We start from the raw sequence: 10743 nt of genomic DNA, 5'->3' as shown, positions 1-10743 counted from the left end.
TCGATCGTCATGTGGATGCACCCGCTGATACGCGCGCCCTTCAACGGCTTTTGCTTGCCGTATTTCGCGCGCAGTGACATGAGGCCGGGCATTTCTTTTTCCGCGATCTCGATCGTTTTGCGGCCCCATTCGGCCAGCTTGATGTCCGCGACTTTGTAGTCCTGGCCGCTTTTCTTCGCGGCAGTCTTCTTGGCGGGTTGGGTCATCGTGGCACCTTTCGTCATTATATGAACTCCTCAATCGGTCTAGTAAGTTACGCGTGAACCTTATGATGATTTTCGAGTTTGAGCGCCTTCTTCAGGTCTTCGACCGCGTCGGTCTTTTCCCACGTGAACGTCGGCTCCGTACGTCCGAAGTGGCCGTAGGCCGCGGTGGCGCGGTAGATGGGCTTGCGGAGGTCGAGCTTCTTGATGATGCCGCGCGGCGTGAAATCGAAAATCTTGCGCACGGCTTCGGTGATCTGCTCGGCCGGGATTTCGCTCGTGCCGAACGTGTCGACCATGATGGAAACGGGCTCGGCCACGCCGATGGCGTAGGAGACCTGCAGCTCACAGCGCTTAGCAATGCCCGCGGCCACGATGTTTTTGGCCACGTAGCGCGCGAAATACGCCGCGGAACGGTCGACCTTGGACGGATCCTTGCCGCTGAACGCGCCGCCGCCGTGACGGCCCATGCCGCCGTAGGTGTCGACGATGATCTTGCGGCCGGTGAGGCCCGTGTCGCCGTGCGGTCCGCCGATTTCGAAGCGGCCCGTGGGATTGATGAAGATTTTCGTGTTCTTGTCCATGAGGTCGCGGTGAATGACCTTCTGGATGACGTGCTCGGTGAGGTCTTTCTTGATTTTTTCGAGGGAAACGTCCGCGTCGTGCTGGCAGGAAAGAACGACCGCGTCCACGCGCACGGGCTGGTCGCCGTCGTATTCGATCGTGGCCTGGCTTTTGCAGTCCGGGCGCAGGTAAGCGAGCACGCCCTTCTTGCGGATCTCGGCCACCTGGCGGACCAGTTTATGGGCCATCATGATCGGGAGCGGCATGAGCTCCGGCGTTTCGTTTGTGGCGTAGCCGAACATCATGCCCTGGTCGCCGGCGCCGCCGGTATCCACGCCCATGGCAATGTCGGGCGACTGCTGCTGGATCGCGGTGAGCACGCCGCAGGTCTTGTAGTCGAAGCCGTATTCCGCGTCCGTGTAGCCGATGGAGCGGATGACGCCGCGCACGAGCTGCGGGATTTCGACGTAAGTTCCGCTGGTGACTTCGCCGGAAACAATGACGCTGCCGGTCGTGACGAGCGTTTCGACAGCCACGCGGGAATTCGCATCGCCTTCGAGAAGCGCGTCCAGGACCGCGTCGGAGATCTGGTCGCAGATTTTGTCCGGATGGCCTTCGCCCACGGACTCGGAAGTGAACAAGCGGCGTTCTTTTTTCATGGTCGGTACCTTTCTGTAATATCCCGGCGGGCCGGGAAATTTATTTTATGACTGCATTTTTTCGGGGTTCTCGAGCGCCCAAAAAGGACCCCTATCTTATCAAAAAAGCCCTGGCCCCGGAAGCCTTGATTTGTAGGGGTTTTGCGCGAAACCGAGGCTTGATTTCAATCAACCGGCCGGCGAACGGCGCCCCTCCGGAAGAGCCGCGGGACAAGGCTTTTACTCGGTGCCGTGCCGTTCGGCCGTAAACGCCTCTTCGGGCTTCTCCGCTTTTTCGATCACCAGGACGTACGGGTAAAAATGGACGGCTTTGATCCATTTCTGGAAGGCCGAAGGCCGGACGCCGTCGTCGACGGAGCCGTCGAACGCGTAAAGGCCCTTCACCAGCCCCTGCGCGTAAGAAAGGAACTCCTGCTCCGTGCGATGAATGTCTTCGCACAGGTAAACCCCGCCCGGCGCCAGATGCGCGAGCATGGCTTCGAGCGTCACGATCTGGTCCTTGGCCTTGTGGCTTCCGTCGTCGATCAGGACGTCCACCTGGGGGACTTTCTCCCGGACCGATTCCCAGAAACGCGGATCGCCCTGATCGCCGATGAACGCGGTATAGCCGTAGTCGTTCGCGGCGCCGCACCGTTCGTCGATGTCGATGCCGTAGATGCGCGCCTTGGGACCGAAATAATTTCTCCACATCTCCAGGCTTCCGCCGCGCCATATCCCGACTTCGAGAATGTGCGCCTCGCGCCCGGCGAATTTCCGGAAGTGGCGGTCGTAAATGTCGAAGTAATGCATCCATTTGTAAATCGTCCATCCCTGGGTGTGAGAATCGAAATGGGCTTTCAAAGGATTGAAGTCCGCCGGAGCACCGGAAGCGGAAGCCTTTTGCGGAGGCGCAAAGGACGGGCTCTTGGAAAAAGCGGAACCGCGGACAGCGGCCGGCAGCGCGTTCAGGAATTCGAACGCTTCCCGCGGCTGGCTTTTGAACGCTTTCAGGAAACGGTAAAGGCGCGCGAAAAAATCTTTGAAGGAGGACTTTGTCTTGGAGGAGGCCGCGGGTTTTGAAACCTGCGGGGTTTTGTCGGGAGTAAGGATCTCGTGAGGCATGTTGCCTTTCGGTTTCCCCTCTCCTTTATCCTCTCCCCTGAGGGGAGAGGGAGGGGTGAGGGGTTACGCGGGAATTAAGGCTGCTTTTTGATGCTCTCGATGACCGGAATGGCCACGGGGTCGACTTTGTTGAGGAGCGCCAGCTCGTAGCTGACCCAGTCGCCCAGGTAAATGAGGTCGAAAATGGTTTCGAGGGAGCTGTGCCCGTTCACCGGGATCTCCACGACCGTCGCGCCCTGCTTGCGGATGAGCGCCTGCGCCATGCGCACCTTGTTCTTCAGCGGACACGGGCCTTTTTTCGTGAAAAAAACCGCGGCCGCGCGCCGTGCGAATGATTTCGGGAATTGCCAGCCTTCCACTTCGTTGTGGAACATCTCCGGCAGCTTGTGCTGCGACGCGAGCGTCTTCGCGTTTTCCGCAAGCTGCGCGCGCCAGCGTTTGAGGACCGGGGCGGATTCGCCGTAGAGGAACACGACCTTGTGCTGCAGTTTTTTCGCGAGCTTGCGCGCCATGGCCGGCGTGAACTGCTTGAGCGACTTGCGCACGGCCTCGACTTCCTTGGGCGACGTGCGCACCCACCCGCCCTGCTCCAAAACGCCGAGCACGGAAAAGGTGAGGTAGCCGATCGCGCAGCGCGGCGGCAGGCCGCGCGGAATCACGAGATACGGAATTTTCTTTTTCTTCGCGGTTTCCAGCAGCGCGCCGCCGGAAGTCATCAGGACGATTTTCGCGCGGGCTTTCACGGCCTGGCCGAAGGCCTGCGCGGTCTCCCACGTATTGCCGGAGTACGTCGAAAAAATCGCGAGCGTGTTCTTATCCAGAAATTTCGGGATGTCGCTCGAGCGATGCACGGAAAACGGGACCGGGCTCTGGCCGTGCATGAGCTCCGCGATCACGTCGCCCGCGATGGCCGAGCCGCCCACGCCGAAGAACACGATTTGCCGGACATTTTTATAGGCGGCCGGGAGCTTGAAATCACGGCCGATTTTATAGCCGCCGGCGATCTGGTCGCCGAGGCCGAGGAGGTATTTTTTCATTATTCGTCCAGGAGGCCGGCCGCGACGCTGCGCAGCCTTCCATTGATGTATTCACGGACTTCGTCGCCCGTGGCAAAGCCCAGCGCCTTGTCGGCGAGTTCCTTGGCGTCGGCGAAGCTGAGGGAACGGATGATTTTTTTCACCTTCGGCAGCACCACGGGGCTCGTGCTGATCTCGTCGATCTCCAGGCCGAGCAGCACCGCGGCAATGGCCGGGTCCGACGACATCTCGCCGCAGATGCCGACCCAGATGTTGTTGCGGTGCCCGTTTTCCACGGTCTGCCGGATGAGGCGCAGGATCGCGGGATGCGTAGGCTCGTAGAGGTAAGCGATTTTTTCGTTCACGCGGTCGACGGCCAGGCAGTACTGGATCAGGTCGTTGGTCCCGATGGAAAAGAAATTCACTTCCTTGGCCAGGAGATCGCTCGTGATGGCGGCGGACGGAATTTCGATCATGGCCCCGACCTCCATGGTCTTGTCGAATTCCACGCCCTCGCGCAGGAGTTCTTCGCGGCATTCCTGGAGAATTTCGTTGGCCTTGCGCAGTTCCTGCACGTTGGAAATCATGGGGTACATGATCTTCAGCTTGCCGAAGCTGCTCGCGCGCAGGATGGCGCGCAGCTGCAATTTGAAAACGTCCACGCGCGTGAGACAGAAGCGGATCGCGCGCCAGCCGAGGAACGGATTCATCTCGTGCGGCACGTCGAGCGAGGACACGAACTTGTCGCCGCCGAGGTCCAGCGTGCGGATGATGACGCTGTGCGGGTTCATGCGCTCGGCCACCTGCTTGTAGGCGCGGAACTGTTCCTCTTCCGTGGGAAGGTCGCTGCGGTTCATGTAAAAATATTCGGTGCGGTAAAGGCCGATGCCTTCGGAGCCGTGCGAAATGACCGAGGGAATCTCGTCGTGGAATTCGATGTTGGAAGCCAGCGTGATCCTGCGGCCGTCGATCGTCTCGGCGGGCAGGTTCTTGAGTTTGTCGAGCTCGGAGATAAAAGCCGTGAAGCGGATTTCCTCGCGGTGGTAATCTTCCACGGACTTTTCGTCCGGATCCACGATGAGGACACCGTGCGTGCCGTCCACGATGACGAGGTCGCCGGATTTCACGCTCTGGATCGCGTTGTCCACGCCGACCACCGCCGGAATTTCCATGGAGCGGCCGAGAATCGCGGTATGTGACGTGGGCCCGCCGATCTCGGTCACGAACGCGAGGATTTTATTTTTATCGAGTGTGGCCGTGTCCGAAGGCGAAAGGTCATGCGCCACGAGAATGACTTTTTCTTTCAGGTTTTCCAGCGCGCCCTTTTCCTCGCCGTAGAGGTTCTGCAGGATGCGCTTGCCCACGTCCTTGATGTCCGAGATGCGCTCGCGCAGGTACTCGTCGTCGATCTGGGAAAAGGCCTGGAAGTAGCGGCGGATCACTTTCGAGAACGCGTAGTCGGCGTTCACTTTCTTTTCGCGGAGCAGCGCGATCACGTCCTCGATCAGCGTGCGGTCTTCGAGGATGAGCAGATGCGCGTTGAAGATGTCCGAGTGCTCGCGGCCGATCTGCGTGGAAAGTTTCTTGCGGATGCCGAGAATTTCCGCGCGCGTGCGTGTCAGCGCGTCTTCGAAGCGGGCGATCTCCTTCGGGATATCGTCGGCCGAGATGCTCTCCGGCGGCACGGAGAAAACGTCGTCCGAGTGCAGGACATAGGCCCTGCCCATCACGTAGCCCGGGGAAACGCCGTTGCCTTTTAACCTTTGCATTCTGTCCTTGCCCCTGTTATCCCCTCACCCTTCCCTCTCCCCCTCAAAGGGGGAGAGGATTAGGAGAGGGGGAATTCTTATTCTCCGAAATCGCTTTCGATTAATTTGCCGAGCTCATCCATGGCCGCCTGGGCGTCCACGCCTTCGGTGATCACGAAGATGGGCGTGCCCTGCTGGACCGCGAGCGTCATGATGCCCATGATGGATTTGCCGTTCACCTTCTGCCGCCCCTTTTTCACCGAGACCTCGCAGCGGAAGGCGTTCGCGGTTTTCACGAACAGCGCCGCGGGCCGAGCGTGCAGGCCGAGCTTGTTGTTCACGGTGAACTTCTTCTCGATTTTTGTGGGCAGTTGTTCCGGGCTTTCCATGACGCTCAAACCTTGGCCGTCTTGGCGATCTTCAGATAATGTTCAAAAATAAGCTGCGCGAGTTTTTCCGGGTCGTGGCGCACCTGGCCGTCGGTCTTGATGATGCGGCCTTCGATCACCTGGTAGCCTTTTTCCCGCATCACGTTCAGGTCGAGCTTCACGGGCTGGGCGCCTTTCTCTTTATACTTCGAGACCATTTCCGTCGGGATCGGCTCGACGTTCACGAAGCACGCGTCCACGATGCGCGGGTCCGTGTGGTCGATCAGGACTTTCAGGTGGTCCCATGCGCTCATGTTGTCGGTTTCGCCGGGCTGCGTCATGACGTTGAAGATGTTGATCTTGTACGCGTCGGACTTCAGCAGCGCCTCGTGGATGTCCTTGATCAAAAGGTTCGGAAGCACGCTCGTGTACAGGCTGCCCGGGCCGAGGATGATCAGGTCCGCGTTTTCGATCGCGTCGATCGCGTCCGCCGCGGCCTTGCAGTCTTCGGGCTTCAGCCGGATGTTGCGCAGGGGCTTGGCGGCTTCGGTGATCGTGGTCTCGCCTTCCAGCGTGGTGCCATCCATGAATTCGCCGACCAGCGTCACCTTTTCCAGCGTGGACGGGATCACGCGCCCGCGGATCGCGAGCACTTTGCTGGATTCGGCCACGGCCTTCTCGAAATCGCCCGTGACCTGGCAAAGAGCGGTCAGGAACAGATTGCCGAAGCTGTGGCCTTTCAGGCCTTCTCCGGTCTCGAAACGGTATTGAAAGAGGTCGCGGATCAGCTGATCCGAGTCAGCCAGCGCCACAAGGCAGTTCCGGATGTCGCCCGGGGGCAGCATGCCCATTTCGTCGCGAAGCCGGCCCGAGCTTCCGCCGGTGTCGGTCACGGTCACGATCGCCGCGATGTTGCTCGTGAAATGCTTGATGCCGGAAAGCAGCATGCTGAGCCCCGTGCCGCCTCCCACCACCACCACGCGCGGGCCGCGGGAAAGCGACTCGTTCTGCCTCCGCTGGTAAACGATGTCCACGAGGGCCTCGTCGCGGTTGGCGGGCATGAGCGCGCGCACGAAAATCCGGACCATGTTCTTGATCGCCGTGTAGACGAGAAAGATGCCGAAAATCAGAAGGGCCGTGGCAAAAGACGCGAGAAAAACACTGCTCTCCGCGATCGAACGGACCGCGGCCAGCGCCACGAACACGATCAGGCCAAGGCCAAGCAGGCAAAGCGTAATCCACCGCTTGATGCCGATGCCGGGGTAAAGCCATTTAAAAAACTGCATGCTTTAGGCTCCTCGGTCCGGGCTCAGTGTTTCTTGTCTTCTTCGCGCTGGATCAGCTCGAAAATCTCGTCGGGAGTCTTGCAGCGTTTCATCAGCTCGCAGAAATAGGAGTCTCTCAGGAGACGCGAAATCTGCGCGAGCGCTTTCAGGTGGGGGCCGGCCGTGTCTTTCGGCGCCACGAGCAGGAAGAAAATGTAAACGGGCTCGCCGTCGAGCGCTTCGAAGTTCACGCCCTTGTGGCTGACGCCAAGGACCGCGACGAGTTCCTTGACGAGGTCGGTCTTGCCGTGAGGAATGGCGATGCCCTGCCCGATTCCGGTGGAGCCGAGATTTTCCCTTTCGATCAGCGACTTGACGACGCTTTTCTTGTCGGTGATCGGCTGGGTTTCGGTCAGGACGTCGACGAGCTCTTTCAGCGCGTCTTCCTTCTCGGTGGACTGCATGTTCAGCTTAATGGCCTTGATGTTGAGAAAATCCATTATCTTCATGGGTGAATCGCCTCCTGAGGTCCTTTTTCTTTTTTTGCTAAATTAAATTTGCGTCCTTCACTAGCGGGGGATCAAAACTCCGGATCCATAAGGCCGTGATTACCGTCATCGCGCTTGTAGATGACGCTCGGGCCTTTGGTTTCCGCATTCAAAAACAAAAGAAAAGGGATGTCGTCGATTTCCAGCTTGAGGCTGGCCTCTTCGACGTTCATGGTCTTGAGCCCCTTGAGGGGCGTCTTGATGACCGCGGGCTTGAACTGGCCCACGGCGGCCTCTTCGGCCAGGAAACGGGAAGCGGTCTTCACTTTCGGGGAGACGGCGTTCGGGCCGTGCTCCTTGTGGTGGTCCTTGATCTTGTCGCGGAATTTCTTCAGCTGTTTCTGGACGCGTTCCGCGGCCTGGTCGATGGCCGCGTAGATATTTTCCTTCTGCGTGCCTTCGCCGAAAGCGCGGAGGTTCTTGCCCACAAGGGTGATCGTGGCGTGGTAAAGGTACTTTTCCTTTTTCAGGACGACGTGGGTCTCCACGATCTTTGGGGCATATTTGTCCAGCTTGCTCATCCGGTCGTAAAGATGTTCCTTGATCGGCTTGGTGACTTTCAAATTTTTTCCAAGAAAACGAACGTCCATAAATCCTCCGTTCCCCTCTCCTTTATCCTCTCCCCTGAGGGAAGAGGGAAGGGTGAGGGGTTATGCCAGCGTGAATTTTTCACCCAAATACAGCTCTCTGGCCTTGGGGTCTGACGCCAGGAAAGTCGATGTTCCGGACACTTCGATCTTGCCGTCGCAAAGAAGATAAGACCGGTCCGTGATGGCCAGGGTCTCGCGGACGCTGTGGTCCGTCAGCAGAATGCTGAGCCCCTGGCTTTTGAGCTTCTGTAAAATTTTCTGCACTTCGAAGACCGCGATCGGATCCACGCCGCTGAACGGTTCGTCGAGCAGGATGAGCGACGGATTCGTGACGAGCGCGCGCGTGATCTCCAGGCGCCGGCGCTCGCCGCCGGAAAGCGTGTAGGCCTTGTTCTTGGCCAGATACGCGATGTCGAGCTCGCCGAGCAGCTTCTTCAGGCGCCGGTCGCGCTCCACTTGCGGGATGTCCAGCGTTTCCAGGATAGCCATGATATTTTCTTCGACCGTGAGCTTGCGGAAAATGGAAGGTTCCTGCGACAGGTAGCCGATGCCGAGGCGCGCGCGCTGGTACATCGGAAGCTGCGTCATTTCTTCGCCGCGGAAAAAGATGTGTCCGGCTTCGGCCTGGATCACGCCGACGATCATGTAGAACGTCGTGGTCTTGCCCGCGCCGTTGGGCCCGAGAAGGCCGACGATCTCGCCGCGGCCGACGTTGATGCTGACGCCGTCCACGACGGTCCTGCCTTTGTAGGTTTTCTTGAGCTGCCGCGTTTCGAGTAAGTGCATTAGATGACGTTCCCTTCTGCGGATGCGTCCGTCGTTCCGCCTTCGTAATACAGGGCTTCGGTGTCCCCGCCGAGAATGATCCTGCCCTCGTCGGCAAGATAGATGACGCTGTCGCTGTAGGTCTTGTTGCCGTCCGGGTTCTCGATGACGACGTTGCCGAGCGCAACGATCTTGGAAACCCGGCGGCTCAGCTTATTATAGTAAACGTCCATCGTGTCGGCCGTGAGTTTCCCCCGCTCGTCCTGCGCCACGACGTTTTGCTTGAAGTGCGCGATGTTCTTGGCGTAGTCGATGTCCAGCGGGCCGTCGCAGGTAATCACCGTGGGGCCGCTGCCGGGCTTGGCCGCGGGCGCCCCGTCGACCGCGCCTTCCGCGGACTGGATCACGACGGTCACGTTTTTCTTGAACTTCACTTTCTTGAGATTCGAGTCGCCGCGCGCGCCCAGGCCTTCGACGTTGATGTTGTCTTTTTTGACTTGGACCTGCACGGGCGTTTCCACAATGCGGTTGGTCGGATGGATGTCCAATTCTTCGGAAAGAAGGCGCGTGCCGTCGGAAGTGGTGGCCACCACGTTTTTCTGGAGGTGCACTTTGTTTTTCGCCTTGTCGTAGTTGCCTGCGTCGGAGGTAATCGTGACCGGCACTTCTTCGGCATACGCTTTCGCGACGACGTTACTGAGATTCACGGTCTCGGCCAGGATGTCCGCGGAGGAGCCTTCGATCTCGAGCTCCTTCTTGCCGTCGGTCGTGTACTTCGCGAAAGAAAAGGAATAGACCTTGTGCGTGGTCTGCTGTCCGTCGGGGGCATCCGCCACGGACTTGACGGTCCGGCGGGAAATCAGCACCTGGAACTGGATGACGCCGATGTACAGAAGGATGAAGGCGATACATCCGATGATGATGCGTTTCATCATAAAACAGAATCTTTCTGCCGGAACATTTCCGGCCTTGCTCCGCTGTCACCGGTTTCCCCGCCGGCCTCCGTGGCCGGCCTGGTTTTCCAGCGATTGTGCATCCAGGCCCATTGTTCGGGATAGGCGCGGATCACTTTTTCACATTCGCGCATCCAGGCGCGTGTGATCATTTCAACGGCTTCGTCCTGGCCCCAGGTTTCCGGCCGGATCGGTTCGCCCACGATCAGGCGGTACTTGCCGCCTTCCCGCACAAGAAAATTGGGCAGGATCGGCGCGCCTGTCGCCTGAGATAATTTCGCCGGCGCGATGATCGTATACGCCGGCCGTCCCAAAAACTCTACGAAAATACTTTTCAGGCTGTCGATGTCCTGGTCCGCGAGGATCCCGATGATCTTGTTTTCGCGGAGCAGCTTCAACACTTTTTTCGGCGGATCGTCGCGGTAAATCGTCTCGACTCCCGCCGAAGCCCGGAGGCCCGAAATCCACCGGTTGTACGGCTCGAAATAAATCCTGCGCCCCAGCACCGCGCCCTGGAACCCCCGCGCGGCCATGGCCGCGGCCAGAAGCTCCCAGTTGCCGATGTGCGCGGTCAACGAAATCAGCCCGCGCCCGCCTTCCAGAATCCTGCGGTACAAGACTTCGGCCTCGCGAGTATCGACGATGGCCGCGAAGCCTTCCGGCGTGAGCCGGTTTAATTGTAGAACATCGGCACAAGTCTCGGAAAGATTTTCGAAAACCTTCCGGGCCATGCCCCGGATTTCCGCCTCGCTCTTTTCTTTCCCGAACGCGAAACGCAGGTTTTCCAGCGTCTTTTCGCGCTGCCGCGCCACGGCCGCGTAAGCGGCGCGCCCTGCCATCCTCGCCAGGGGCAAAAGCACCGGCCGCGGGATCAGCGCCAGAAGCGCCGCCAGTCCCCGCGCCACGAGGTAGAGCGGATACCGGTAAAATTTTTTCTTCGCCACTTAAGAAACTCTCGTCTTT

12 protein-coding genes are annotated in these 10743 nt (G+C 59.2%); all 12 read right to left on the bottom strand.

The window, feature by feature from the left end:
- Nucleotides 1-206: adenosylhomocysteinase (locus tag VL688_09410; GenBank protein ID HTL48257.1), on the bottom strand; the 206-nt coding region annotated here is incomplete at its 3' end.
- Nucleotides 207-253: 47 nt separating this feature from the next.
- Nucleotides 254-1426: a methionine adenosyltransferase gene (metK, locus tag VL688_09405; protein HTL48256.1), complete on the bottom strand. Its 1173-nt coding sequence runs from the start codon at nucleotides 1424-1426 to the stop codon at nucleotides 254-256.
- Nucleotides 1427-1645: 219 nt separating this feature from the next.
- On the bottom strand, nucleotides 1646-2527 hold the full coding sequence (locus VL688_09400) for a class I SAM-dependent methyltransferase (protein HTL48255.1): 882 nt from the start codon (nucleotides 2525-2527) through the stop codon (nucleotides 1646-1648).
- Nucleotides 2528-2601: 74 nt separating this feature from the next.
- Nucleotides 2602-3564 (bottom strand): bifunctional phosphoglucose/phosphomannose isomerase, encoded by a 963-nt coding sequence (locus VL688_09395; GenBank protein ID HTL48254.1) that lies wholly within the window; start codon nucleotides 3562-3564, stop codon nucleotides 2602-2604.
- The gene (gene ptsP / locus VL688_09390; GenBank protein ID HTL48253.1) at nucleotides 3564-5312 is read right to left on the bottom strand and encodes a phosphoenolpyruvate--protein phosphotransferase; all 1749 of its coding nucleotides are present in this window, start codon (nucleotides 5310-5312) and stop codon (nucleotides 3564-3566) included. Before ptsP ends, VL688_09395 begins: the two co-directional genes overlap by 1 nt.
- Nucleotides 5313-5389: 77 nt before the next feature.
- The gene (locus VL688_09385; protein HTL48252.1) at nucleotides 5390-5680 is read right to left on the bottom strand and encodes an HPr family phosphocarrier protein; all 291 of its coding nucleotides are present in this window, start codon (nucleotides 5678-5680) and stop codon (nucleotides 5390-5392) included.
- 5 nt (nucleotides 5681-5685) lie between these two features.
- The gene (gene yvcK, locus VL688_09380; GenBank protein HTL48251.1) at nucleotides 5686-6945 is read right to left on the bottom strand and encodes a uridine diphosphate-N-acetylglucosamine-binding protein YvcK; all 1260 of its coding nucleotides are present in this window, start codon (nucleotides 6943-6945) and stop codon (nucleotides 5686-5688) included.
- A gap of 23 nt (nucleotides 6946-6968) precedes the next feature.
- Nucleotides 6969-7433 carry a PTS sugar transporter subunit IIA gene (locus VL688_09375; protein ID HTL48250.1) on the bottom strand — a complete coding sequence of 155 codons (465 nt, stop codon included), beginning with the start codon at nucleotides 7431-7433 and terminating at the stop codon, nucleotides 6969-6971.
- A 71-nt stretch (nucleotides 7434-7504) separates the two neighbouring features.
- Nucleotides 7505-8062 carry a ribosome-associated translation inhibitor RaiA gene (raiA, locus tag VL688_09370; protein HTL48249.1) on the bottom strand — a complete coding sequence of 186 codons (558 nt, stop codon included), beginning with the start codon at nucleotides 8060-8062 and terminating at the stop codon, nucleotides 7505-7507.
- A gap of 60 nt (nucleotides 8063-8122) precedes the next feature.
- The gene (lptB, locus tag VL688_09365) at nucleotides 8123-8848 is read right to left on the bottom strand and encodes an LPS export ABC transporter ATP-binding protein (GenBank protein HTL48248.1); all 726 of its coding nucleotides are present in this window, start codon (nucleotides 8846-8848) and stop codon (nucleotides 8123-8125) included.
- Entirely contained in the window at nucleotides 8848-9762 is a 915-nt protein-coding gene (gene lptC, locus VL688_09360; protein ID HTL48247.1) for an LPS export ABC transporter periplasmic protein LptC, read from the bottom strand. The genes lptB and lptC overlap by 1 nt, the downstream gene beginning before the upstream one ends.
- The gene (locus tag VL688_09355) at nucleotides 9759-10724 is read right to left on the bottom strand and encodes a lysophospholipid acyltransferase family protein (protein HTL48246.1); all 966 of its coding nucleotides are present in this window, start codon (nucleotides 10722-10724) and stop codon (nucleotides 9759-9761) included. The genes lptC and VL688_09355 overlap by 4 nt, the downstream gene beginning before the upstream one ends.
- Nucleotides 10725-10743 lie beyond the last annotated feature (19 nt).

This window comes from Verrucomicrobiia bacterium, from assembly GCA_035495615.1.
Lineage (GTDB): Bacteria > Omnitrophota > Omnitrophia > Omnitrophales > Aquincolibacteriaceae > DATJFP01.
The sequence above is the reverse complement of the archived record's forward strand: the minus strand, read 5'-3'. Positions and strand labels throughout refer to the sequence as shown.

What these genes read in the sequence shown, in the direction of transcription:
- yvcK (HTL48251.1), bottom strand. Translation starts at nt 6,945, where the DNA reads ATGCAGTTTTTTAAATGGCTTTACCCCGGCATCGGCATCAAGCGGTGG.
- raiA (HTL48249.1), bottom strand. Translation starts at nt 8,062, where the DNA reads ATGGACGTTCGTTTTCTTGGAAAAAATTTGAAAGTCACCAAGCCGATC.
- ptsP (HTL48253.1), bottom strand. Translation starts at nt 5,312, where the DNA reads ATGCAAAGGTTAAAAGGCAACGGCGTTTCCCCGGGCTACGTGATGGGC.
- VL688_09375 (HTL48250.1), bottom strand. Translation starts at nt 7,433, where the DNA reads ATGAAGATAATGGATTTTCTCAACATCAAGGCCATTAAGCTGAACATG.
- lptB (HTL48248.1), bottom strand. Translation starts at nt 8,848, where the DNA reads ATGCACTTACTCGAAACGCGGCAGCTCAAGAAAACCTACAAAGGCAGG.
- VL688_09385 (HTL48252.1), bottom strand. Translation starts at nt 5,680, where the DNA reads ATGGAAAGCCCGGAACAACTGCCCACAAAAATCGAGAAGAAGTTCACC.
- metK (HTL48256.1), bottom strand. Translation starts at nt 1,426, where the DNA reads ATGAAAAAAGAACGCCGCTTGTTCACTTCCGAGTCCGTGGGCGAAGGC.
- lptC (HTL48247.1), bottom strand. Translation starts at nt 9,762, where the DNA reads ATGATGAAACGCATCATCATCGGATGTATCGCCTTCATCCTTCTGTAC.
- VL688_09395 (HTL48254.1), bottom strand. Translation starts at nt 3,564, where the DNA reads ATGAAAAAATACCTCCTCGGCCTCGGCGACCAGATCGCCGGCGGCTAT.
- VL688_09400 (HTL48255.1), bottom strand. Translation starts at nt 2,527, where the DNA reads ATGCCTCACGAGATCCTTACTCCCGACAAAACCCCGCAGGTTTCAAAA.